At 60.4% G+C, this 25,123-nt stretch carries 20 protein-coding genes and 1 pseudogene; 19 read left to right on the forward strand and 2 right to left on the reverse strand.

Features of this window, described 5'->3' with window-relative positions:
* The first annotated feature begins 192 nt into the window (after positions 1-192).
* The 17 genes and pseudogenes from rpsB to accA all read left to right on the forward strand — a co-directional run bounded on the left by rpsB (position 193) and on the right by accA (position 19,378).
* Positions 193-921, forward strand: a complete 729-nt coding sequence (gene rpsB / locus ACZ9IL_RS01325) for a 30S ribosomal protein S2 (protein ID WP_042639587.1) — start codon at positions 193-195, stop codon at positions 919-921.
* A 104-nt stretch (positions 922-1,025) separates the two neighbouring features.
* On the forward strand, positions 1,026-1,907 hold the full coding sequence (gene tsf, locus ACZ9IL_RS01330; protein WP_476001869.1) for a translation elongation factor Ts: 882 nt from the start codon (positions 1,026-1,028) through the stop codon (positions 1,905-1,907).
* A gap of 71 nt (positions 1,908-1,978) precedes the next feature.
* On the forward strand, positions 1,979-2,713 hold the full coding sequence (pyrH, locus tag ACZ9IL_RS01335) for a UMP kinase (RefSeq protein ID WP_042639589.1): 735 nt from the start codon (positions 1,979-1,981) through the stop codon (positions 2,711-2,713).
* A gap of 94 nt (positions 2,714-2,807) precedes the next feature.
* Positions 2,808-3,366 (forward strand): annotated as a pseudogene (frr, locus tag ACZ9IL_RS01340) (ribosome recycling factor).
* 72 nt (positions 3,367-3,438) lie between these two features.
* The gene (uppS, locus tag ACZ9IL_RS01345) at positions 3,439-4,215 is read left to right on the forward strand and encodes a polyprenyl diphosphate synthase (RefSeq protein ID WP_476001870.1); all 777 of its coding nucleotides are present in this window, start codon (positions 3,439-3,441) and stop codon (positions 4,213-4,215) included.
* A 27-nt stretch (positions 4,216-4,242) separates the two neighbouring features.
* Complete coding sequence (locus tag ACZ9IL_RS01350; RefSeq protein WP_476001871.1) at positions 4,243-5,100, forward strand: phosphatidate cytidylyltransferase; 858 nt, start codon at positions 4,243-4,245, stop codon at positions 5,098-5,100.
* Entirely contained in the window at positions 5,100-6,296 is a 1,197-nt protein-coding gene (ispC, locus tag ACZ9IL_RS01355) for a 1-deoxy-D-xylulose-5-phosphate reductoisomerase (protein WP_476001872.1), read from the forward strand. The genes ACZ9IL_RS01350 and ispC overlap by 1 nt, the downstream gene beginning before the upstream one ends.
* A gap of 58 nt (positions 6,297-6,354) precedes the next feature.
* Entirely contained in the window at positions 6,355-7,707 is a 1,353-nt protein-coding gene (rseP, locus tag ACZ9IL_RS01360; RefSeq protein WP_476001873.1) for a sigma E protease regulator RseP, read from the forward strand.
* A gap of 34 nt (positions 7,708-7,741) precedes the next feature.
* Entirely contained in the window at positions 7,742-10,165 is a 2,424-nt protein-coding gene (gene bamA / locus ACZ9IL_RS01365; protein ID WP_476001874.1) for an outer membrane protein assembly factor BamA, read from the forward strand.
* A 145-nt stretch (positions 10,166-10,310) separates the two neighbouring features.
* Positions 10,311-10,823, forward strand: coding sequence for an OmpH/Skp family outer membrane protein (locus ACZ9IL_RS01370; protein WP_476001875.1), 513 nt, complete (start codon positions 10,311-10,313; stop codon positions 10,821-10,823).
* Positions 10,824-10,826: 3 nt separating this feature from the next.
* Complete coding sequence (gene lpxD, locus ACZ9IL_RS01375; RefSeq protein WP_476001876.1) at positions 10,827-11,846, forward strand: UDP-3-O-(3-hydroxymyristoyl)glucosamine N-acyltransferase; 1,020 nt, start codon at positions 10,827-10,829, stop codon at positions 11,844-11,846.
* A gap of 24 nt (positions 11,847-11,870) precedes the next feature.
* Positions 11,871-12,332, forward strand: coding sequence for a 3-hydroxyacyl-ACP dehydratase FabZ (gene fabZ / locus ACZ9IL_RS01380; RefSeq protein ID WP_277605030.1), 462 nt, complete (start codon positions 11,871-11,873; stop codon positions 12,330-12,332).
* A 2-nt stretch (positions 12,333-12,334) separates the two neighbouring features.
* A complete protein-coding gene (lpxA, locus tag ACZ9IL_RS01385; protein WP_476001877.1) occupies positions 12,335-13,126 on the forward strand; it encodes an acyl-ACP--UDP-N-acetylglucosamine O-acyltransferase in 792 nt (263 codons plus the stop codon).
* Entirely contained in the window at positions 13,119-14,258 is a 1,140-nt protein-coding gene (gene lpxB / locus ACZ9IL_RS01390; RefSeq protein ID WP_476001878.1) for a lipid-A-disaccharide synthase, read from the forward strand. Before lpxA ends, lpxB begins: the two co-directional genes overlap by 8 nt.
* A gap of 80 nt (positions 14,259-14,338) precedes the next feature.
* Positions 14,339-14,929 carry a ribonuclease HII gene (gene rnhB / locus ACZ9IL_RS01395; protein ID WP_476001879.1) on the forward strand — a complete coding sequence of 197 codons (591 nt, stop codon included), beginning with the start codon at positions 14,339-14,341 and terminating at the stop codon, positions 14,927-14,929.
* A gap of 2 nt (positions 14,930-14,931) precedes the next feature.
* Positions 14,932-18,411: a DNA polymerase III subunit alpha gene (gene dnaE, locus ACZ9IL_RS01400; protein ID WP_476001880.1), complete on the forward strand. Its 3,480-nt coding sequence runs from the start codon at positions 14,932-14,934 to the stop codon at positions 18,409-18,411.
* Between the two features lie 16 nt (positions 18,412-18,427).
* Complete coding sequence (accA, locus tag ACZ9IL_RS01405) at positions 18,428-19,378, forward strand: acetyl-CoA carboxylase carboxyl transferase subunit alpha (RefSeq protein ID WP_476001881.1); 951 nt, start codon at positions 18,428-18,430, stop codon at positions 19,376-19,378.
* Between the two features lie 96 nt (positions 19,379-19,474).
* Here accA and ACZ9IL_RS01410 read toward each other — a convergent pair whose 3' ends face one another.
* Together ACZ9IL_RS01410 and ACZ9IL_RS01415 are read right to left on the reverse strand one after the other, a co-directional pair.
* On the reverse strand, positions 19,475-20,881 hold the full coding sequence (locus ACZ9IL_RS01410; RefSeq protein WP_476001882.1) for an MATE family efflux transporter: 1,407 nt from the start codon (positions 20,879-20,881) through the stop codon (positions 19,475-19,477).
* Positions 20,882-20,967: 86 nt separating this feature from the next.
* Positions 20,968-21,894: a LysR family transcriptional regulator gene (locus ACZ9IL_RS01415; protein ID WP_476005288.1), complete on the reverse strand. Its 927-nt coding sequence runs from the start codon at positions 21,892-21,894 to the stop codon at positions 20,968-20,970.
* Between the two features lie 501 nt (positions 21,895-22,395).
* On the opposite strand from ACZ9IL_RS01415, the gene ACZ9IL_RS01420 reads away from it, so the two are divergent.
* Both ACZ9IL_RS01420 and yjeH read left to right on the forward strand, forming a co-directional pair.
* A complete protein-coding gene (locus ACZ9IL_RS01420) occupies positions 22,396-23,691 on the forward strand; it encodes an HAAAP family serine/threonine permease (RefSeq protein WP_476001883.1) in 1,296 nt (431 codons plus the stop codon).
* Positions 23,692-23,825: 134 nt separating this feature from the next.
* Positions 23,826-25,112, forward strand: a complete 1,287-nt coding sequence (gene yjeH / locus ACZ9IL_RS01425) for an L-methionine/branched-chain amino acid transporter (RefSeq protein ID WP_476001884.1) — start codon at positions 23,826-23,828, stop codon at positions 25,110-25,112.
* The last annotated feature ends 11 nt before the right edge of the window (positions 25,113-25,123 follow it).

Raw genomic sequence — 25,123 nt, forward strand, 5'->3', positions numbered from 1 at the left:
CATTTTTAGCGAGGCGGCCGGTGGTATCCTGAGCGAAGTTATGGTATAAAGCGCGCCGGAATGGGGAACTTGTGTCCTCCTTCCATCACCCTTACTCAATAACACACACACATCGACACCTGTACCGGGGTGCCCCTTTGGGGTCGGTTACATGGGATGTGTGGAGGCCTAACCCCAATACAGAGGTATAAAATGGCTAAAGTTTCTATGCGCGACATGCTGCAAGCCGGCGTTCACTTCGGTCACCAGACTCGTTACTGGAACCCGAAAATGAAGTCCTACATCTTCGGCGCCCGCAGCAAGGTTCACATCATCAACTTGGAAAAAACCGTTCCGATGTTTGACGATGCCATGAACTTCATCAGCTCCGTAGCTGCCAAGAAAGGCAAGGTACTGTTCGTAGGTACCAAGCGTGCCGCGTCTGAAGCCGTAAAAGAAGCCGCTGATCGTTGCGATCAGTTCTATGTTAACCACCGCTGGCTGGGCGGCATGCTGACCAACTGGAAAACCGTTCGTCAGTCCATCAAGCGCCTGAAAGATCTGGAAACCCAGAGCCAAGACGGTACCTTCGACAAGCTGACCAAGAAAGAGGCGCTGATGCGTACTCGCGAAATGGAAAAGCTGGAGAAGAGCCTGGGTGGTATCAAGAACATGGGCGGCCTGCCTGACGTGCTGTTCGTTGTCGATGCCGACCACGAGCACATTGCTATCAAAGAAGCCAATAACCTGGGTATCCCGGTCGTTTCCATCGTTGATACCAACTCCAACCCGGACGGCGTTGACTATGTCATCCCGGGTAACGACGATGCTATCCGTGCTGTGAACCTGTACCTGAATGCTGCTGCTGACACCGTACTGGAAGCTCGCGCTCAGGACATCGTTGTTCAAGCCGAACAAGATGGTTTCGTTGAAGCTGAGTAATTGATAAGGACTGAAAAGCCCTTATTAACCAAGCTGATGTAATTGGTTAGCAGGGGCCCTTGTGGCCCCTGTTTCTTGTCAAATCAAGACCGAGGATACTGAAAATGGCTAACGTTACTGCCGCCCTGGTAAAAGAACTGCGCGAGCGCACCGCCGCTGGCATGATGGATTGCAAAAAAGCACTGGAAGAAGCTGCTGGTGATATCGAGCTGGCAATCGAGAACATGCGCAAGTCCGGTCAGGCCAAGGCCGCCAAGAAAGCCGGCCGTATCGCCGCTGAAGGCGTGATCTTCGCCCGTACCGAAGGCAACGTTGCCGTCATGATCGAGCTGAACAGCGAAACCGACTTCGTCGCCAAAGATGCCAGCTTCATGGCCATGGGTCAGAAGATCGCCGACATCGCCGCTACCCAGAAAATTGCTGACGTTGACGCCCTGAAGGCCGCCGACTTCGGTAACGGTGAGTCCGTTGAGCTGACCATCACCAACCTGATCGCCAAGATCGGTGAGAACATGAACCTGCGTCGCGTGATGCTGGTTGAAGGTGACAACCTGGGTACCTACGTACACGGTTCCCGTATCGGTGTTATCACCAAGCTGACCGGCGGTTCTGCCGAGCTGGCCAAAGACCTGGCCATGCACGTTGCTGCCAACAGCCCGCAATTCGTCAAGCCGGAAGACGTGTCTGCCGAAGTCGTTGCCAAAGAGCGCGAAATCCAGATCGACATCGCCATCAACTCCGGCAAGCCGAAAGACATCGCCGAGAAGATGGTTGAAGGCCGCATGAAGAAGTTCACCGGTGAGGTTTCCCTGACTGGTCAGCCGTTCGTGAAGGATCCTTCCATGACCGTTGCCGAGCTGCTGAAGAAAGAAGGTGCTGACGTTGTCTCCTTCGCTCGCTTCGAAGTCGGTGAAGGCATCGAGAAGCAAGAGACCGACTTCGCTGCTGAAGTAGCAGCCCAGATCGCAGCCGCTCAGAAGGCTTAATCGAACCGGTTTTTCCGTTTCCCCAGACCGCGACTTATGTCGCGGTCTTTATATGACCAGGAATCAGTGACATGAGTACCAATCCCAAGCCTGCATACAGACGTGTTCTTCTGAAGTTGAGTGGTGAAGCCCTGCAAGGATCCGAGGGTTTTGGCATTGATCCGGCGGTGCTGGAGCGGATGGCCCAAGAGATCAAAGAGCTGGTTGAGCTGGGTGTTCAGGTCGGTCTGGTCATCGGCGGCGGCAACCTGTTCCGTGGTGCCGGTCTCGCCAAGGCGGGGATGAACCGCGTGGTGGGTGACCACATGGGCATGCTGGCGACCGTGATGAACGGCCTGGCCATGCGTGATGCCCTGCATCGTGCTTATGTGAATGCCCGTCTGATGTCTGCCATTTCGCTGCAAGGCGTCTGCGATTCCTACAGCTGGGCCGAGGCCATCAGCCAGCTGCGCGCCGGCAAGGTCGTGATCTTCTCTGCCGGTACCGGCAACCCCTTCTTTACCACCGATTCCGCGGCCTGCCTGCGTGGCATCGAGATCGAAGCCGACGTGGTGCTGAAAGCCACCAAGGTCGATGGTGTATTCAACGAGGATCCGGTTAAGAATCCGGACGCCGTGCTGTATCATGAGCTCAGCTACAACGAAGTGCTTGAAAAAGAACTCAAGGTGATGGATCTTGCAGCCTTTACTCTGGCCCGCGACCACGATCTGCCGATCCGGGTGTTCAACATGAACAAACCGGGTGCGCTGCGTCGGGTGGTCATGGGTGAGCCGGAAGGCACGCTGATCCACCATATCAGCAAGTAAGCAATGAGGCTGTAAGGCGCTCTTATCCATCACGCCAGTAAAACAAGCTAGATACGGGCCGCGTGGCGGCTCGTTTGCCAGAAGGAAAACCACTGTGATCAACGAGATTAAAAACCGACGCCAAGGACCGTATGGCCAAGAGCGTAGAATCGCTCAAGACCCAGATGTCCAAGGTCCGCACTGGCCGTGCTCACCCGAGCCTGCTCGACGGCATCCAGGTGGAGTACTATGGCGCAGCTACTCCACTCAATCAGTTGGCTAACGTGGTGGCTGAAGATGCCCGTACCCTGTCTATCTCTGTCTTCGATCGCTCCATGATCCAGGCGGTAGAGAAGGCGATTTTGAAGTCTGATCTCGGCCTGAACCCGTCCAGCAATGGCCAGACTCTGCGCGTGCCGCTGCCGCCGCTGACCGAAGAGCGCCGTCGCGATCTGACCAAGGTCGTCCGCGGCGAAGCGGAAGCGGCCCGGGTTGCCGTGCGCAACATCCGCCGCGATGCCAACGCCGACTTCAAGGCGCTGCTCAAAGACAAGGAGATCTCCGAAGACGACGACCGTCGTGGCCAGGAAGAGATCCAGAAGCTCACCGACGCCTTCATCAAGCTGGTCGATGACGCCCTGGCTGCGAAGGAAAAGGAGCTAATGGAAATCTAAGCCTCCGACAGGTATATTACGAGCGCCGTGTAGTGCCCCTGCACGGCGTTTTTGTCTTTGTGGGAGAAATGAATGTCGCTTTTGGCAGCGCTAGGCGATAGCGCCAGCTCGTCCTTGCCTCGTCACGTCGCCATCATCATGGATGGCAACGGCCGCTGGGCCCAGAACCGTGGCAAGATGCGGGTCTTTGGCCACAAGGCGGGCGTGAAGTCCGTGCGTGAGGCCGTGACCTTCGCCGCCCGCGCCAGGATGGAGGCACTGACCCTGTTTGCGTTCTCCAGCGAGAACTGGCGGCGCCCGGAAGGGGAGGTCAATGCCCTGATGGAACTGTTTCTGACGGTGCTCGGCCGCGAGGTGAAGAAGTTGCACAGCAACGACATTCGGCTCAAGGTGATCGGTGACACCGCCCGTTTCAGCGAACGGCTGCAGGCCAAGATTGCCAAGGCGGAGGCGCTGACCGCAGACAACCAGGGTCTGACCCTCAACATTGCGGCCAACTATGGTGGCCAGTGGGATATCGCCCAGGCGGCTCGTAAGCTGGCGCGCGCCGTAGCGGCCGGTGAGCTGGATGCCGAGGCCATCGATGAGACGGCGTTGGCGCAACAGGTTTGCATGGCCGACCTGCCACCGGTGGATCTGCTGATCCGCACCGGTGGCGATCATCGCATCAGCAATTTTGTGTTATGGCAGCTTGCCTATGCCGAGCTCTATTTTACCCCGGTATTGTGGCCCGATTTCGACGAGGCCGAGTTCAGTGGGGCCGTTGCCTCCTTCGTTGCTCGCGAGCGTCGCTTCGGCTGTACGGGTGAACAGATACGGGAATTCATCGCCGCACAACAGACCGGCTAAACCCCGCTCCCAAGAGAGAGGTTTCTTTTGCTAAAACAACGAATTATTACCGCATTACTGCTAGTGCCCATGGTGTTGGGAGCACTGTTTTTCCTGCCGTTGAAATTCTTTGCCCTGCTCGCTGCACTGGTCTTTCTGCTGGCCAGTCGTGAGTGGAGTGCCTTCGTTTCCGCCCAGCCGCAACAATGGTTGCCGCTGGTGTTCTGCCTGCTGCTCGGCGCCAGCCTGTTCTGGGTGCCGGTGGAGCAACTCTGGATCCCGCAGCTGCACCCCTTGTTGATGGGCGTGCTCTGGACCGCCGTCAGTTGGTGGCTGCTGGGCCTGCTATTGGTCTTGCGCTATCCCCAAAGCGCCAGGTTGTGGACACATTCCATCTGGCTCAAGTCCCTGTTCGGCCTGGTGACCCTGGTGCCCTTCTTCTGGTCACTGGTGGCCATCCGCGGTTATAACTTCTATCACGATCACACCATGGGGGCCTGGATCCTGTTGTTCGTCATGGGTCTGGTCTGGGCGGCAGATTCTGGCGCGTATTTTTTCGGCAAGGCCTTCGGCAAACACAAGCTGGCGCCGGCCGTCAGCCCGGGTAAAACCATCGAAGGCATGTTGGGTGGCCTGTTTACCGCGAGCCTCCTGGCCGTCGGCGTGACCTGGTTCATGGGCTTCGTACCCGCCAAGATGGGGGTCGTGCTGCTCTGCTCCCTGTTGGCGGTGCTGGCTTCGGTACTCGGTGACCTCACCGAGAGCATGTTCAAGCGCGAGGCGGGCATCAAGGATTCCGGTACCCTGCTGCCGGGCCACGGCGGTATTCTCGACCGGATCGACAGCCTGACGGCCGCTCTGCCGGTGTTCCTGCTCAGCTATCTGCTACTTGGTCAGGAGTTTTGATGCATAACCTGGTGATCCTGGGAGCCTCGGGCTCCATCGGTCAGAGCACCCTCAAGGTACTGCGGCAGAACCCTGGCCGTTGGCAGGTATTGGCGTTGACCGCCGCTCGCAGTGTGGCTGCCATGCTGCGCGATTGCCTCGAATTTTCCCCCCGTTTTGCCGTCATGGTGGATGCCGCCGCGGCTGCCGATCTGGCCGCCCGGCTCAAGACCCACGGCTCTTCCACTCGCGTGTTGTCCGGTCAGGCTGCCCTGTGCGAAGTGGCCGCTCACCCCGAGGCGCACAGCGTGATGGCGGCCATCGTCGGCGCCGCCGGACTTGCGCCCACCATGGCCGCGGTACGAGCGGGCAAGCGTATCTTGCTGGCGAATAAAGAGGCGCTGGTGATGTCCGGTGCCTTCTTCATGGAGGCGGTACGCCACCATGGCGCCGAGCTGCTGCCCATCGACAGCGAGCACAATGCCATCTTCCAGTGCCTGCCCGAGAGCATTCAACGCCAGCCGGGCTTTTGCTCTCTGGCCGAGGCGGGCATCAGCAAGATATTGCTGACCGGCTCAGGCGGTCCGTTCCGCTATACCGACATCGACGAGTTGGCCAGGGTCACACCGGCCCAGGCAGTCGCGCACCCCAACTGGTCCATGGGGGCCAAGATCTCGGTGGATTCCGCCACCATGATCAACAAGGGGCTGGAGTACATAGAGGCGCGCTGGCTGTTCAATGCCCGGCCCGAGCAAATCCAGGTGGTGATCCATCCCCAGTCGGTCATTCACTCCATGGTGCAGTACAAGGACGGCTCGGTGCTGGCCCAGCTCGGCAACCCCGACATGTGTACCCCCATCGCTCATGCCTTGGCCTATCCGGGTCGCATTGAGTCTGGCGTGGAACCTTTGGATTTCTTCAGTGTCGGAGAGTTCAGCTTTATTCGTCCCGACTACGAACGCTATCCTTGCCTGGCGCTGGCCATGACTGCCTGCCAGCAAGGGCAGGCTGCCACCACCTCGCTCAATGCGGCCAATGAAGAGGCCGTGGCGGCTTTTCTTGCAGAGCGGATCGGATTTATGGATATTGCCAGAGTCAATCAATCCATCATGACGGCACTGGGTGGCTGCGCCGCCGGGTCCCTCGACGATCTGATTGCCCTGGATGACATGGCGCGCGCCCGTGCCCACGAACTGATTGAGGAGCTTGCTCGATGAACGGACTGTGGTGGCCAGAGGCCGCTCTCTACGCCCATGATGTCGAGGTACTGCACTGATGGGCGGCGTCTTGTGGAATCTCGGCGCCTTTGTCGTCGCCCTCGGCCTGCTGGTGGCGGTGCATGAGTTCGGCCACTTCTGGGTGGCCCGCCGCTGCGGCGTCAAGGTCGAGCGTTTCTCCATCGGGTTTGGCAAGGCCATCTGGCGCCGCATCGGCAAGGATGGCACCGAATATGTGCTGGCCCTCATCCCGCTCGGTGGCTACGTCAAGATGCTGGACGGCCGGGTCGATGAGCTCAAACCCGGCGAGGAGGCGCAGGCGTTCAATCACAAGAGCGTCTGGGCGCGGATGGCCATCGTTGCGGCCGGTCCCATGGCGAACTTCCTGTTCGCCCTGTTCGCCTTCTGGCTGATGTTCATGATCGGGGTGCCCAGCGTCAAGCCGGTGATCGATGAGGTGCGTCCCGCATCCATCGTGGCCCGCGCCGGGGTCGAGCCTGGCATGGAGATCGTCGGGGTCGGTGATGAAGAGACCGGAGATTGGGAGTCGGTGACCTATGCCCTCATCAGCCATCTGGGGGATGACTCGGTTCGAATCAAGCTGAAGGCGGTGGATACCAGCTACGCGGTCGACAAGACGCTCGAGCTGGGCGACTGGAAATTTGATCCGGAAAAAGAATCGCCCATCGGCAGCCTGGGGATAGTCCCGCTCGGTGGCAAGGTGTTGCCCGTGGTGGAAGCCATAGTCTCGGGGAGCGCCAGCGAGAAAGCCGGTCTGCAGGTCGGGGATCGCATCAAGCGGGTGGGTGAACAGGAGATCACCGAGTGGTCGCAGTTTGTGCTGCGGGTGCAGCAGTCTCCCGAGCAGCCACTGCAGGTCATGGTGGCGCGTGGGAGCAGCGATCTGACCCTCACGCTGTTGCCGGATGCGAAAAAAGTACGCGGCCAGCTGGTTGGTTTTGTCGGCCTGTCGCCGCAACTGGTTCCATTACCGGATGAGTATCGAGTTCTGTTACAGTATGGGCCTTTGCAAGCCCTGTGGCATGGGGCCCAGAAGACCTGGAGCCTGACCACGCTGACCTTTGATATGATCGGCAAGCTGATCGGTGGCATCGTCTCGCTGGACAACCTGAGCGGCCCCATCTCCATTGCCAAGGGAGCCGGCAGCAGCGCCGATTACGGGTTGGTTTACTTCCTCGGTTTCCTGGCGCTGATCAGCGTCAACCTGGGGATCATCAACCTGTTCCCCCTGCCGGTGCTGGATGGGGGCCATTTGGTCTACTTCCTCATCGAGGCAGTCACCGGCAAGCCGGTACCAGAAAAAATTCAGGAAGTTGGGTTCAGGATAGGCGCCGCCATTCTGATGTTACTGATGGGCATTGCGCTGTTTAATGATTTCGCTCGCCTCTGAGGCTAGAGCATCAACAAGGACACATAAGAACAAAATGGCTGTTAAAAAAGCATTGGTGTTGAGTTGCCTGCTGGGAGCCAGCCTCCTGGCTCAGGCGGCCCCTGCCTCTTTTGTGGTGCAAGACATTCAGGTCGAGGGTCTGCAGCGGGTGACCCTGGGCGCCGCCCTGTTGAATCTGCCGGTCCGGGTCGGAGACTCTGTCGATTCCGTGACCCTGGCCAACGCCATCAAGCGGCTCTATGCCTCGGGCAACTTCGAGGACGTCAAAGTCTATCGTGACGGCCAGGTGCTGCAGGTCGTGGTGAAGGAGCGCCCGACCATCTCCAGCATCGAGTTCTCCGGCAACAAGGACATCAAGGAAGAGCAGCTGACCCAGAGCCTGGAATCCTCCGGCATCCGGGTCGGTGATCCCCTGGATCGTACCGTGCTGAGCTCCCTCGAGAAGGGACTGGAAGATTTCTACTATGGCGTGGGTAAATACTCCGCCAGGGTCAAGGCCATCGTGACCCCTCTGCCCCGCAACCGGGTTGACCTCAAGTTCACCTTCGTGGAAGGGGCGGCGGCCAAGATCCAGCAGATCAACATCGTCGGCAACAACGTGTTCCCGGAAGAGAAGCTGCTGGCCCAGCTCTCCCTCAAGGACGATGTGCCCTGGTGGAACTTCACCGGCGATCAGCGCTACCAGAAGCAGAAGCTGGCCGGTGACATCGAAGTGCTGCGTTCCTACTACATGGACCGCGGCTATATCCGTTTCCAGCAGGAGTCCACTCAGGTCTCCATGACCCCTGACAAGAAAGGGGTCTATGTCACCCTGAACATCAAGGAAGGGGAGCAGTACAAGGTTTCCGGGGTGGAGATCAAGGGCGATCTCATCGATCGCGGCGCCGAGATGAAAGGGCTGGTCCCCATTGAAGCGGGCAGCGTCTACTCCGCCAGCCAGGTCACCCACACCGAAGAGGTGCTCTCCAAGTTCCTCGGCCGTTACGGTTACGCCTATCCCAAGGTGACCACCTTCCCGCAGGTCAACGATGCGACCAAAGAGGTCGAGCTCATCGTCAACGTAGAGCCCGGTCCCCGCGTCTATGTGCGCAACATCAACTTCAGCGGCAACGTCACCACCAAGGACGAAGTGCTGCGGCGCGAGATGCGCCAGATGGAAGGCACCTGGCTCTCCTCCGACAATGTCGAGCAGTCCAAGACCCGTCTCAACCGGCTCGGCTTCTTCGAGACCGCAGAGGTGGATACCAAGCGGGTTGCTGGCAGCGATGATCAGGTCGATCTCGACTTCAAGGTCAAGGAGCAGCCGGCGGGGTCCATCAACGCGGGTATCGGCTATGGTACCGAGTCCGGTCTGAGCCTGCAGGCGGGTCTGCAGCAAGACAACTTCATGGGTACCGGCAAGAAGATCGGCATCAACGCCAGCACCAACGACTACTCGAAGAGCATCGATCTCAGCTACAACGATCCCTACTTCACCGTCGATGGTGTCAGCCTGGGTGGTCGTCTCTACTACAACGAGTTCAGTGCGGCAGATGCCAACATCGTTGACTATGAGAACACCACCATCGGTTTCCGTCTCTCCAGCGGCTTCCCGGTCAACGAGAACAACCGCCTCGACTTCAGCCTCGGCTACGAGAACAACAAGCTGTCCCAGCCCAACCCCTACGTGCAGGTGGATGAGTTCTGGCGGGTGTACAGCGGCAATCTGGACGGTGACAACCGACTGGTGTTCAACACCGTCGACGTCACCGCCGGCTGGACCCGCTCCACCCTCAACAAGGGCCAGTTCCCGACCGCAGGTGACCGTCAGCGGGTGAACGCCAAGGTGACGGTGCCGGGCATGGACTTGCAGTACTACAAGCTGAACGCCGAAGACTCGCACTACTTCCCGTTCGATGCGGATCACCAGTGGGTGATGCTGGCCAAGGCGCGTGCCTCTTACGGTAACGGCTATGGCAGCAACGGCAGCTACGACCACGTCTTGCCGTTCTTCGAGAACTACTACGCCGGTGGTTTCGATACCCTGCGCGGTTTCAAGAGCAACACCGTGGGGCCGAAGGCGCTGTATTACTACAACCTGGGCGGTAACGACGTCGTGCAGGGCACCGACAGCTCGGTAGGGGGCAACGCATTGGCGGTCGCTTCTCTCGAGATGATAGTGCCGACACCGTTCGCGGCCGAGAGCTACCAGCCTCAGCTTAGAACCAGCTTCTTCCTCGATGCCGGTACTGTCTGGGACACCAACTTCGACTTCAACCAGTACAAGAATCGCTGCTTCAGCGGTTGTAACTACCTGATGGACTACTCCGACCCCAGCAACATTCGGGTGTCGGCCGGTCTGTCACTGCAGTGGCTCTCCCCCATGGGCCCGCTGGTGTTCGTGCTGGCCCAGCCGCTCAAGAAGTACGAAGGGGATGATACTGAAGTCTTCTCGTTCAACATCGGCCGTACTTTCTAAGGACGGACGCGCCCCCGCTTCGGCGGGGGCATCAATGATGGGACGCGCAATCTGCGTGCCTCACCAGGCAACAAGACGATCCTGAGGATCGCTTGCATTATCAGGTAAATCAGGTAGCCCTCAACCGAGGGACCAAGGAGTAAGTGTGAATAAAGCGTTGAAAGTAGCTGGTTTGAGTTTTGCACTGATGGCTGCCGGTATGGGCTCCGCCTGGGCTGAGACCAAGATTGCCGTGGTCGACATGAGTGAAGTCTTCCAAAAGCTGCCCCAGCGTGACGCCGTGGCCAAGAAGCTGAAGAGCGAGTTCGAGCCGCGCATGCGTGAGCTGCAGAAGCTCGAGTCCGATGGTCAGCAGCTGGTCGAGAAGTTCAAGAAGGATGAAGCCTTCATGAGCGCCGAGCAGAAGAAGCAGAACCAGGAGAAGCTGGCCAAGCTGCAGATGGAATTCAACCAGAAGCGTCAGGCGTTCGAGCAGGACAACGGTCGTCGCCAGGCGGAAGAGCGCAACAAGATCCTGACCAAGGTTCAGGCTGCCATCGACTCCATCGCCAAGAGCAATGGTTACGATCTGGTACTGGAGCGCAATGCAGCGCCCTATGCCGCCAGCAAGCTGGACATCTCCGGTCAGGTTATCTCTCAGGTAAGCAAGAGCAACTAATTGATGGCATTCACTCTCGCACAGCTGGCCCAGCAACTGGGGGCCCAGGTCCATGGCGATGGGACCCAGGAAATCCGCAAGGTAGCGACACTGGAAAAGGCCGGGGAGGGTGAGATTACCTTCCTGTCCAACAAGAAGTACCGGCACTATCTGGAGCAGAGCAAGGCCACGGCCGTGCTCATCACAGAGGCGGATTTGCCATTTTGTCCCACCAATGCCCTGGTGCTCAAAGATCCCTATGTGGGCTTTGCCCGGGTCGCCCAACTGCTGGATACCACCCCGCAGCCGGCCACGGATATTCATCCGAGCGCCGTCATCGCGGCGGGCGTGCAACTGGGCGAGAGAGTGGCCATCGGCGCCAACGCCGTCATCGAATCCGGCGTCGTGCTGGGGGATGACGTGCGTATAGGTCCGGGTTGTTTCGTTGGCAAGAATACTCGGCTGGGAGCACGCTCCCGGTTGTGGGCCAACGTCACCCTGTATCACAACGTGATCCTGGGCACGGATTGTCTGGTGCAAGCCGGCACCGTGATCGGGGCAGATGGTTTCGGTTATGCCAATGAGCGTGGCGAGTGGATCAAGATCCCCCAGCTCGGTGGCGTGACCATCGGCAACCGGGTCGAGATCGGTGCCTGTACCACCATAGATCGGGGTGCGCTGGAAGATACCCGCATCGCGGATAACGTCATTATCGACAACCAGTGCCAGATAGCTCACAACGTCGAGATCGGCTACGGCACCGCCGTGGCGGGCTCCACCGTGATGGCCGGTAGTCTCAAGGTTGGCAAATACTGTATCATTGGCGGCGCCTCCGTTTTCAACGGGCACATGGAAATCTGCGACCAGGCCACCGTCACCGGTATGGCCATGGTGATGCGACCCATTACCGAGCCCGGCGTCTACTCTTCCGGTATCCCTCTGCAGACCAACAAGGAGTGGCGCAAGACCGCCGCTCGGGTGATGCGTATTGAAGAGATGCACAAACGGTTGAGCCGGCTCGAGAAAGCGCTGGAACAAGAATAACCACTATTGGTATAGGGTACTGTTTTGACTACTGAAAAGAAGAGCCTGGGCATCCAGGAAATCATGGATCTGCTGCCCCACCGTTATCCGTTCCTGATGGTGGACAAGGTGGAGAATTACGAGATCAGCGATGAGCGCAAGACCCTGCGTGCCATCAAGAACGTCTCGTTCAACGAGCCGATCTTTCAAGGCCACTTCCCGGCCAAGCCGGTGTTTCCCGGTGTGCTGATCCTGGAAGCCATGGCGCAAGCCACCGGTATCCTGGCCTTTACCATGGTGGGCAAACCGTCCCCCAACGAACTTTACTACTTCGCCTCCATCGACCACGCACGCTTCAAGCGCCCGGTCGGCCCCGGCGATCAGCTGGTGCTGGACGTGGAGTTCCTGAAGGAGCGCCGCGGCATCGCCAAGTTCACCGGTGTCGCCACCGTCGATGGTGAAGTGGTCTGTACCGCCGAACTGATGTGTGCCAAACGCGAGGTGTAACCGTGATCGACCAGACTGCCATCATTCACGATACCGCTATCGTCCATGAGTCTGCCGTGATCGGCAAAGGGGTGGAAATCGGCCCCTTTTCCGTCATTGGTGCCGAGGTGGAGATCGGTGACAACACCTGGGTCGGCTCCCACGTGTTGATCAAGGGCCCGACCAAGATCGGTCGCGGCAACAAGATCTTCCAGCACAGCTCCATCGGTGAGGATTGTCAGGACAAGAAGTACGCCGGTGAGCGCACCTTCCTCGAGATCGGCGACAACAACGTGTTTCGCGAGAACTGCACCGTGCACCGTGGCACCACCCAGGACCAGAGCCTGACCAAGGTGGGCAGCGGCAACCTGTTCATGGTCAACGTGCACGTGGCTCACGACTGCATCATCGGTGACAACTGCATCTTCGCCAACAACGCGACTCTGGCGGGTCACGTGGTGATCGGTGACTTCGTCATCTTCGGTGGCCTCTCCGCCATTCACCAGTTCGGTCGCGTCGGCTCCCACGCCTTCGTCGGTGGCTGCGCCGCCCTGAACAAGGACGTGCCGCCCTACGTGATGGCCGCCGGCAACTACGCCAAACCGTTCGGGGTGAACTCCGAGGGGCTGCGTCGTCGTGGCTACAGCCCGGAAGCGATTTCTGCTGTTAAACGCGCCTACAAAGAGATCTTCCGCTCCGGCAAGACCATCGAAGAGGTGCTGCCGGTACTGACCGAGATGGCCGTCAGCGAGCCTGCGGTCCAGCTCTATGTCGATTTCCTCAAAGACAATGAGCGCGGGATCATCCGTGCCTGATCCCATCCGCATCGGCATCGTCGCCGGAGAGACCTCCGGCGACATCCTGGCCGCCGGTCTGGTGCGCGAGCTCAAGGCCCGCTACCCGGATGCGCGGTTTGAAGGCATTGCCGGACCGCGGATGCAGGCGCTCGGCGTCAAGGCCCTGTTCGAGATGGAAGAGCTTTCCGTCATGGGTATCAGCGAGGTGCTGGGTCGTCTGCCCCGCATCCTGCAGGTGCGCCGCGAACTGCTGCGCCACTTTCTTGCCAATCCACCCGATATCTTCATCGGGGTGGATGCACCGGATTTCAATATCGGGGTGGAGCTCAAGCTGCGCCGCGCCGGTATCAAGACGGTTCATTACGTCAGCCCCTCCGTCTGGGCCTGGCGGCAGAGCCGCATTCACAAGATCAAGGCCGCCACCGACATGGTGCTCGCCTTCCTGCCGTTCGAGAAAGCCTTCTACGACAGATTCGATGCCCCCTGTCGCTTCGTCGGCCACACCATGGCCGATGCCATTCCGCTCGAACCGGATCAAGCCCTGGTGCGCCGGGAACTGGGCATCGACCCCTCCCGCCGCTGGCTGGCGGTACTGCCTGGCAGCCGTAGCGCCGAGGTGGGTTTCATGTCGCCGGTGTTCCTCGAGGCCTGCAAGCACCTGACGGTGCACTGCCCGGATCTCGGCTTCATCGTACCGCTGGTCAACCAGCAGCGGCGTGAGCAATTCCTGGCCATCAAGGCCGACGTTGCGCCGGATCTCGAGATGGTCATGCTCGATGGCCAGGGCCGCGAGGCCATGATAGCCGCCGACGTGGTGATGCTGGCATCCGGCACGGCGGCGCTGGAAGCCATGCTGGTGAAAAAACCCATGGTGGTGGGCTACAAACTCAAGCCATTCAGTTATTGGCTGGCCCAGTGGCTGGTGAAGACGGATTACGTCTCCCTGCCCAATCTGCTGGCAGACCAGATGCTGGTACCCGAGCTCATCCAGCACGAGTGCATCCCCGCCAATCTGGTGGAGGAGGTCAGCAAGTTGCTGGATCAAGACAACAGTGAACTCATCGCTACCTTCACCAGGCTGCACAAGAGCATTCGCTGCAATGCCGATGTGCAGGCCGCCGAGGCGGTGGCCGAGCTGCTCGGCAGATAGGTGTGGTGGCAGGTGCGCCCGAGGCGTTAGGTTGTGCTGATACTGGCCCTGCGGGGCCGGTTTTGATTCAAGGCGTTGATATGCAAATCGATATTCCGCAAGACAAGCTGGTAGCCGGGGTTGATGAGGTGGGCCGTGGCCCCCTGGTGGGGGACGTGGTCACCGCCGCCGTGATCCTGGATCCCGCCAACCCCATCATCGGGCTGGCCGACTCCAAGAAGCTCTCCGAGAAGAAGCGCCTCGCCCTGTTTGACGAGATCAAGGAGAAAGCGCTGGCCTGGTCCATCGGCCGCGCCAGTCCCGAAGAGATCGATGAGCTCAACATACTGCACGCCACCATGCTGGCGATGCAGCGAGCGGTGGCGGGTCTGGCCATCACCCCTGAGCTGGTCTTTATCGATGGCAACCGTTGTCCGGCCTTGCCGATGGAGGCCCGCGCCGTGGTCAAGGGCGACAGCCTGGTGGCCGCCATCAGCGCCGCCTCCATCCTCGCCAAGGTGACTCGCGATGCCGAGATGACCGAGCTGGATGGCCGTCATCCCGACTACGGCTTCGCCCGCCACAAGGGCTATCCGACTGCGGAGCACCTCGCCATCCTGGCTGAACGCGGCCCCTTGCCCGAGTATCGCAAGAGCTTCAAACCGGTGCGCCGGGCGTTGGGGATCGAATAACCATGGCCGAACCTCGTTTCATCCACCTGCGGGTCCACTCCGATTTCTCCATGGTCGATGGCTTGCAGAAGATTGGCCCCATCGTCGGCGCCGCCGCGGCCAACGACATGCCGGCACTGGCGCTGACCGATCAGATGAACATGTGCGGCCTGGTGCGCTTCTATGGCGGCGCTCATGGCAAGGGGCTCAAACCGCTGGTCGGGGCGGATGTCTGGGTGCAGAGCCAGGAGCTCGGTGACGAGCAGTTCCGCCTCACCCTGCTGGCCATGGACAACGAGGGCTATCAAAACATCACCCTGCTGATCTCCCGCGGCTATCAGCGCGGCCATGTGCAGGGTCGCCCGGTCCTCGACAAGGAGTGGCTCGCCGATCACGCCAAGGGGGTGATCGTGCTCTCCGGCGGTCGCGAGGGGGACGTGGGCAAGTTTCTGCTCAAGGGCAACCGGCAGATGGTGGAGCAGAGTCTCGCCTTCTACCAGGCGCACTTCCCCGACGCCTACTATTTCGAGCTGCTGCGTACCGGCCGACCCGATGAGGAGGCCTATCTGCACATGGCGGTCGAGCTTGCCATGGTGAACGATATGCCGGTGGTGGCTACCAACGAGGTGGTGTTCCTCAATGCCGAGGACTTCGACGCCCATGAGATCCGGGTTGCCATCCACGATGGCTATACCCTGATGGACAAGCGTCGGCCGCGCCGCTACAGCCCTCAGCAGTACCTGCGCAGCCAGGAAGAGATGTGCGAGCTGTTCGCCGACATCCCCGAGGCACTGGAAAACACGGTGGAGATCGCCAAGCGCTGCAACGTGACGGTGCGGCTAGGCGAATACTTCCTGCCAAACTTCCCGACCGGTGACATGAGCACCGAAGACTTCCTGGTGATGAAATCCCGGGAAGGGCTGGAGGATCGCCTCGCCTTCCTGTTCCCGGATCCGGCGGTGCGGGCCGAGCGTCGCCCCGAGTATGACGAGCGCCTCGAGATCGAGCTCAAGGTGATCAACCAGATGGGCTTCCCTGGCTACTTCCTCATCGTGATGGAGTTTATCCAGTGGTCCAAGGACAACGGCATTCCCGTTGGCCCGGGCCGGGGCTCGGGTGCGGGTTCGCTCGTGGCCTACGCCCTCAAGATCACCGATCTGGATCCCCTCGAATACGATCTGCTGTTCGAACGCTTCCTGAACCCGGAGCGGGTCTCCATGCCCGACTTCGACGTCGATTTTTGCATGGACCGACGGGACGAGGTGATCGACCACGTCTCCGAGATGTATGGCCGGGAGGCGGTCTCCCAGATCATCACCTTCGGCAGCATGGCGGCCAAGGCGGTGGTGCGGGATGTGGGCCGGGTGCTGGGCCACGCCTATGGCTTCGTCGATCGTATATCCAAGCTGATACCGCCGGATCCGGGCATGACCCTGGCCAAGGCGTTCGAGGCCGAGCCCAAGCTGCCGGAGTTGTACGAGCAGGACGAGGAGGTCAAAGACCTCATCGACATGGCGCGGCGGCTGGAGGGGGTGGTGCGCAACGCCGGCAAACACGCCGGTGGGGTAGTTATCGCCCCCACCAAGATCACCGACTTCGCGCCGCTCTATTGCGATGACGAGGGCAACAACCCGGTCACCCAGTTCGACAAGAACGACGTGGAATACGCCGGGCTGGTGAAGTTCGACTTCCTGGGGCTGCGTACGCTCACCATCATCGACTGGGCGCTCGGCATGATCAACCCGCGCCTGGCCAAAGAGGGCAAACCACCGGTCGACATCGCCGCCATCCCGTTGGACGACAAGCGGTCGTTTGCCTTGCTGCAGCGCTTCGAGACCACGGCGGTGTTCCAGCTCGAATCCCGCGGCATGAAGGATCTGATCAAGCGGCTCAAGCCCGACTGCTTCGAAGACATGATCGCCCTGGTGGCCCTGTTCCGTCCGGGCCCGCTGCAGTCCGGCATGGTGGATAACTTCATCGACCGCAAACGTGGGGTTGAGGAGATCTCTTACCCGGATGCAACCTGGCAGCACGAGAGCCTCAAACCCATACTCGAGCCCACCTACGGCATCATCGTCTATCAGGAGCAGGTGATGCAGATCGCCCAGACCCTGGCAGGCTATACCCTGGGCGGTGCGGACATGCTGCGCCGGGCCATGGGCAAGAAGAACCCGGCGGAGATGGCCAAACAGCGTTCCGGCTTCGAGGAAGGAGCGGTAAAGAACGGCATCGACGGCGAATTGGCCGTGAAGATCTTCGATCTGGTGGAGAAATTTGCGGGCTACGGCTTCAACAAGTCCCACTCCGCCGCCTATGCGCTGGTCTCCTATCAGACCCTGTGGCTCAAGACCCACTTCCCGGCGGAGTTCATGGCGGCGGTGATGACCGCGGACATGGACAACACCGACAAGATCGTGACCCTGGTGGACGAGTGCCAGCGGATGGGGATCACCGTGATACCGCCGGACGTGAACACCGGCCTCTACCGCTTCAGCGTCAACGAAGACGGTCATATCGTCTACGGCATAGGGGCGGTCAAAGGGGTCGGTGAGGGCCCCATCGATGCCATCCTGGCGGCGCGAGACAGCGACGGTCCCTTCCGGGATCTGTTCGACTTCTGCAACAGAGTCGATATCAAGAAGATCAACAAGCGGGTGATGGAGAAGCTCATCTACTCCGGCGCCATGGACCGGCTCGGTCCGCACCGGGCGGCGCTGATGGCGACCCTGGAAGAGGCGATGCGCGCCGCCGAGCAGCACGCCAAGGCGCAGGCGGTGGGCCAGGTCGACATGTTCGGGGTGCTCACCCAGGAGGTGGACGACGTCAAGAAGGCGTTTGCCAACGTGCCGCACTGGCCCGACAAGGTCTGGCTGGAGGGGGAGCGGGAGACCTTAGGTCTCTATCTGACCGGCCATCCGATCAATCAATACAGCAGCGAGCTGCGCCGCTATACCTCGGGCCGGTTGTGCGACTTGCACCCCACCTCCCGTGACACCGTGACCACGGCCGCCGGGCTGGTGATCGCCGCGCGCAGCATGGTGACCAAGCGTGGCAACAAGATGGGGATCTTCACCCTGGACGACAGATCCGGTCGGCTGGATGTGACCCTGTTCAGTGAAGCGCTGGAAAAATATGAAGAATTGATGCAAAAAGACCGTATTTTGGTGGTTTCTGGACAGGTCAGCTTTGATGACTTCTCCGGTGGCCTTAAAATGTCGGCCCGCGAATTGCTGGATATCAACGATGCGAGGGAGCGTTTCGCCAGGGCGATCCGGATTTCCCTCGATGAACAACGCATTGATGAGCGCTTTTTCCCGCGTTTGTGCGAGATTTTGGAGCCCGCCCGTGCCGGAGTCTGTCCGGTTCAGGTAAACTATCGTCGGCCCGGTTCACGGGTGCGATTGACGCTCGGTACCGAGTGGCGGGTGACGCCCACCGATCAACTGATAGATGACTTGCGAGTCCTGCTTGGACGAGAGCGGGTTGAATTGGTTTTTGATTAGAGGATCTATAGTCCCTATGAGTCTTTTTCTGGATTTTGAACAGCCGATCGCCGAATTGCAGGCACAGATCGATGAACTTCGCCATGTGAGCGAGCACAACAGTGCCGTGGACTTGAGCGAAGATATCCGTCGGCTGGAGAAGAAAAACGAAGAGCTGACCAAGAAGATCTTCGGCGATCTGGGTGCCTGGCAGGTGTCCCAGATGGCGCGTCATCCCCAGCGCCCTTACACCCTCGATTACATCGAGCAGATCTTCACCGACTTCGACGAGTTGGCTGGCGATCGGGCCTACGCCGATGATAAAGCCATCGTCGGCGGCATCGCCCGTCTTGACGGCGAACCGGTGATGGTGATTGGTCAGCAGAAGGGTCGCGAGACCAAAGAGAAGATCCGACGCAACTTCGGCATGCCGCGCCCGGAAGGGTACCGCAAGGCCTTGCGCCTGATGGAGATGGCCGAGCGCTTCAAGATGCCGATCATCACCTTCATCGACACCCCGGGCGCCTATCCCGGCGTGGGTGCCGAGGAGCGTGGCCAGTCCGAGGCCATTGCCCGCAACCTGAAAGTCATGGCCGGTCTGACCGTGCCGGTGGTCTGTACCGTGATCGGTGAAGGCGGCTCCGGCGGCGCCCTGGCCATCGGTGTCGGCGATCGCGTCAACATGCTGCAGTACTCCACCTACTCCGTCATCTCGCCGGAAGGGTGCGCTTCCATCCTGTGGAAGAGCGCGGACAAGGCGCCGGTCGCGGCCGATGCCATGGGCATCACCGCCCAGCGTCTGAAGGAGCTCAAGCTCATCGACGCCATCGTCGAGGAGCCGCTCGGCGGCGCCCACCGCAACCTGGAGCTGATGGCCAAGCGCCTGAAGGACCGCATCAAACAAGACCTGGATGTCCTGCGACCGCTGGACAGCGAGCAACTGCTGGAGCAGCGCTACCAGCGTCTGCTGGGTTACGGCTACTGCTGATCCCCGCTGCAATGCGAGCCAAGAAAAGTCCCCGTCATGCGGGGACTTTTTTTATGGGCAATTTTCGATGGGCATACGTCAAGTGGGCCTTGGGCCTTATTCCTGCGCGACCCCCTGGTGGCGCTGGATGGACAGGGGGTTGGTGCGCCTGACCGGGTTGGCCGGGGCCAGGGCGCGCCACTCTCGCCACAGCAGGTAGCACAGCGGCGGGGCCAGCAGCAGTATGCTGACGGGCTGGGCCAGCAGTACGCCGTCACGACCCCACCAGCGCGGCAGCAGGAGGATTATCGGCAGCAGCAGCAGGGTCTTGCCAAGGGAGAGCGCCAGCGCCTGGCGGGTACGGGCCATGGATTGCAGCAGCACTATGCCAAACAGCAACACCCCTTCCAGCGGAATGGCGGCCAGGTTGAGGGTCAGGCTGCGCACCGCCGCCGCCAGCAGCTCGGGATCCTGAACGCCGGTATAGAGCATGGCGACCTGCTGCGGCAGCAACTGGATCAGCAACCAGACCGCCATGCCGTAGATCACCGTGATCTTGAGCCCCATCATCATCAGGAATCGCAGATCGCGATGGCGTCCGGCCCCGGCCGCCTGGCCGATGAGAGGCTGAATGCCGAAGGCCAGACCCTGCAGGATCACCACGAACACCGCCTCCGTGTAGCCCGCCACGGTGAAACCGGCCAGATCCTTGACCGAGCCGTGCACCATCAGCTGGCTGTTGTGCAGCAGCAGCAGCAGCCCCAGGTTGAACTGGGCGATGAGGCTCGGCAGGCCGCAGAACAACAGGCCGGGCATGCCCCCTATCCTGGGCAGCAGCATGGACGGGGAGAGGCGCAGCCGGGCGTAGGGGGTGAAGAAGTAACCCAACCCGATCAGGCTGACGACCGCCTCGGAGATGAGGGTTGCCTGGGCGGTGCCCACCAGTCCCAACCCCAGCCGACCGACCATGATGTAGTTGAGGAGGATGTTGAGCACGGCGCCACTGCTGACCAGGATCATGGCCAGCCTGGGGCGTCCGTCATTGCGCAGCAGATAGGGCACCGCCAGGTTGGCGGCCAGCAGCAGGGTACCGCCACCTATCCAGCTGAGGTAGTCGCTGGCCTGCTGCCAGATGGCCGAGCCCGGCGCTATTCCCAGCGCGAGCAGGAGGTCGCCGTGCCAGTGGTGCAGCAACAGCGGCGCTATTGCGCCGAGGATCAGCACCAGCCAGAGGGCATTGACTAGCGTCTGGCGGGCATGCTCGAGCTGTCTGGCCCCCTGCAGGAGGGAGATGGTGGTGGCGGCCCCCATGGCGAGCATGGCGGCGAGGCCTATCAGCACCATGATGACGGGATAGACCAGGTTGATGCCGGCGAGACCGGCGGCCCCCACGTAGTGGCCGACGAAGATGCCATCGACCAGGTAATAGGCGCCGGAGACCAGCATGGCGAGGATGGAGGGGAGGGCATAGCCCCAGAAGCGCTGGGTCATGGCCCGCTGGCGTCGGATGAAATGGGCTGACATATCTGTGCTTCTCGCCGAGTTCAGGGATCGAAGCCACAGTGTAGATTGTCATGTTTTAATTGATAATTATGGTTTTACTTGATGGATTACTGAGTATTGCTCATCAATGAAGGCTGACGATGGTGAGCCTTCAACATATCGATCAGGGCTCGCAGGCCGCTGCCGAGCTGGTGACGACTGGGATAGAAGAGATTGAAGCCGGCAAAAACGGGGCTCCAGGGAGCCAGCACCGTCACCAGCCGACCCGCCGCCAGTGCTTCCGTTACCTCCTCCTCATAGCAATAGGCCAGCCCCAATCCCGCCTCGGCCGCCCCCAGATAGAGCGCCGGGGTACTGGTGGTGAGGGGCCCGCTCACCTCGATCTCCAGCAGCTCACCGTCGGCGGCAAAGGCCCAGCGATAGTGGTGATGGGGGGTGAGGCGATAACCGATGCAATCATGCTGGCTAAGCTCTGAAGGATGGTGGGGTATGCCGCGGCGTGCCAGATAATCAGGGGATCCCACTACCAGATAGCGATGCAGCGGGCCAAGCGGCACGGCGATCATCTCCTTGGGCAACAGGTCGCCATAGAAGAGGGCGGCGTCGTAGCCATCCTCGATGAGGCGCGGCATCAGCTCCTGCTCCACCACTTCCACCCGCATGCGCGGGTAGCGGATCAGATAGTCGATCAGCACCGGGGCCAGCAGATCGTGAATGGCGGCGCGTGGCGCGCAGATCTTCAAGCGGCCGACCGGCTCGTCGCCGTGACGGGTCAACTCCTCTAACGCCCCTTCCAGCTGGCTCAGGGTCGGCAGCAATTGTGTCAGCAGCCGCTGGCCGGCATCGGTCGGGACCACGGCTCTGGTGCTGCGATTGAGCAACCTGATCCCCAGACGACGCTCAAACCCCTTCAGCGAGTGACTCAGAGCCGAGGCAGAGACCCCGAGTTCGAGCGCCGCCTTGCTGAAACTCTGGTGGCGGGCAACGGCGGCGAATACCGCAAGTTCGGCGAGGTCGGTGCGGGTGATGGTCATGGTCATTAAGCAACTGGGAGGGGGAAAACAAGGGTACGCCATGGCACTGCAGGACACAATCAGCACACAAAAATGGAAATTGTGAATAAATTGTTGTTGCTCGCAGACCATGGAATCCAGTGAAACAAATTTTAATTGTTAAAAAAAACTAACAAACAGGCGCCTGCAATGTGATCTTGCGCGGTTGAAAGGCGACTGGAGTCAAACTTTGGTTGATTAATTCAAAAAAACGCTGTGATTAATAGCCCCTTTTAATTAGAGTCAGCCCATCGAATGAGGTGGTTGTTGCGAGATTGTTAATCATTGCAGGCGGCACACATCAGCATCACGATCTCATGCCTACGTTTGTTGCGATTTGGTTGCCACAAGGAGTGATGGCCCGATTGCCGGGGTGTGAGAGTTAAAAGGACGAAGAGCAGGCGTTCCAAGGAGATGGAACCGGGCCCATGGCCCACACCCGACTAGTAAGATTCCACTTTCCTTGATGACAGGAACAACCCTATGTCTGACATGAATATTGCAGTTGAAGGCAGCTTAGCCAGTAATGCATCTTCCCGTGGCATCAACAAGGCCGATCTGGTCTGGATGCTGGGCCTGTACGGTACCGCCATCGGTGCCGGTGTCCTCTTCCTGCCGATCAACGCCGGTGTCGGTGGTCTGTGGCCGCTGGTGGCCATGCTGGTCCTGGCCCTGCCGCTGACCTTCTTCGCCCACCGCGGCCTGACCCGCTTCGTGCTGTCCGGCTCCACCCGTGATGGCGACATCACCGAGGTGGTGGAAGAGCACTTTGGCAAGACCGCAGGCAAGTTCATCACCCTGCTCTACTTCTTCGCCATCTACCCCATTCTGCTGATGTACTCGGTAGCCATCACCAACACCGTCGAGAGCTTGATGGTGCACCAGCTGGGCATGTCTGCTCCGCCCCGTGCCATCCTGTCGCTGGTACTGATCCTGGGTCTGATGGCGATCGTTCGCCTCGGCGGTCAGGTCATCGTCAAGGCGATGAGCGTGATGGTGTTCCCGTTCGTCATCACCCTGATGGGTCTGGCGCTCTACCTGATCCCCCATTGGAACGGTGCCATCATCACCGAAGCGCCGGCCCTGTCCGATGCCTTCAACGGTGATTTCATCAAGACCCTGTGGCTGGCGATCCCGGTAATGGTGTTCTCCTTCAACCACTCCCCGATCATCTCCTCCTTCGCGGTGGACAACAAGGGTCGCTACGGCGAGAACGCCGAGAAGAAGTGCAGCAACATCCTGCTGGGTGCCCACGTCATGATGGTCATGACAGTGATGTTCTTCGTGTTCAGCTGCGTACTGAGCCTGTCCCCGGCCGATCTGGCTGCCGCCAAAGAGCAGAACATCTCCATCCTGTCCTACCTGGCCAACCACTTCGACAACCCGGTCATCGCCACCGTAGCTCCGCTCATCGCACTGGTCGCCATCAGCAAGTCCTTCCTGGGTCACTACCTGGGTGCACAAGAGGGCATGAACGGCCTGATGGCCAAAGCGCTGCGTGAGAAGGGCAAGAAGGTCGAGATCAAGCAGCTCAACAAAGTGACTGCGGTGTTCATGATCCTGACCACCTGGGCCATCGCCACCATCAACCCGAGCATCCTCGGCATGATCGAAGACCTGGGCGGCCCCATCATCGCGATGCTGCTGTTCCTGATGCCGATGTACGCCATCACCAAGGTGCCTGCCATGCGCAAATACGCTGGCAACATCAGTAACGGCTTCGTGACCCTGATTGGCCTGATCGCCATGTCCGGTATCATCTACAAGCTGATTGCCTGATAACAAAGCAAGACCTTGTGAGAAAGCCGCCTCGAAAGAGGCGGCTTTTTTTATGGGAGCACGATAGCCCTTAACAAGTGCGTGATGGCGGCCTAACATGGCGGGATGTTTTTTTGAGTCGGGACAAAAGGAATATGTCTGCGTTGAAAAAGGAGCTCGGGCTCTGGCAGGGGATGGGACTGCTCGCCACCTCCTTGCTCGGTACCGGGATCTTTGTGGTACCGGCGACCGCGGCGTCGCTGGCGGGGGGCGCCTCGCTCTGGGCCTGGGTATTGCTGATCGTGCTGGTGCTGCCCATCGCCTTCACCTTCGCCCGCCTCGGTCGTCGCTACCCTCATGCCGGCGGCGCGCCGCACCTCATCGGCCTCGCCTTTGGCAATGGCGCCGAGCGTTTCTCCGCCTTCCTGTTCCTGGCGGTGTTGCCGGTGGGGCTGCCCGCTGCCCTCACCATCGCCGCCGGTTTCTGGCACGCCCTGTTCGACATGGGCGAGTGGACCCTGTGGGGCATCCAGCTGCTGACCCTGCTCGGGGTCTTCCTGCTCGGCCTGCGCGGGGCGCGTTCCTCGGGCAACCTGCAACTGCTGATCGCCCTGGCCATCCTGGGGCTGACCCTGCTCATCTGGTTCAAGGGGGATCTCGGTTGGCGCGATGCGGCCCAGCCGCTGCCGACCGAGGCGCAGTGGCCCGCCATGGGCACGGCGCTGGCGGTGATGTTCTGGTGCTTCGTGGGGCTGGAAGCCTTCGCCCACATGGGGGAGGAGTTCAAGCGGCCGGAGCGGGATTATCCCTTGGCACTGCTCGGCGGCGTGCTGCTGGCGGGGCTCATCTACTGGATCCACTCGCTGGTGGTGCTGAAATATGGCCTCTACGGGGACGAGGCGAAAAATGCTACCGCCATCCCGGCCCTGCTCTCGCTGCTGTTCGGGCCGACCGCCAAGTGGCTGGTGGCGATCCTGGGTTATCTCTCCTGTTTTGCCAGCATCAACATCTACCTGCAGGGCTTTGCGCGGCTGATCTGGAGCATGGCGCGGGAGGGCAAATTGCCGGTCTCCCTCTCCCGCCTCTCGGCCCGGGGGGCGCCGCTGGCGGCCCTGTGCTGGGTGCTTGTCATTTGTCTCATTTCCATCACCCTGATCCTCTGGCTCAAGCTGCCGCTCGATGAGCTCATTCGCTATGCCAATGGCAACTTCGTGCTGGTCTATCTGCTCTGCATGGCGGCGGGCTGGCGCTTGCTCGGCGGCATGGGCAAGGGATTGGCGGGGCTCAGCGTGCTGCTCTGTCTCGCCGTGCTGGTGGCACTCGCCTCCCAGGTGCTCTATGCGGTGCTGCTGAGCGCGGGTTATGGCCTCTTCTCTGTGTGGCGCCGGGTGCGTCGTCGTCGGCGCTTGCATGATGAGGGTACCCTCTCAGCCCTCAAATAAGTTCGGCTGGT

This window comes from Aeromonas sp. TECH754 (assembly GCF_056279295.1).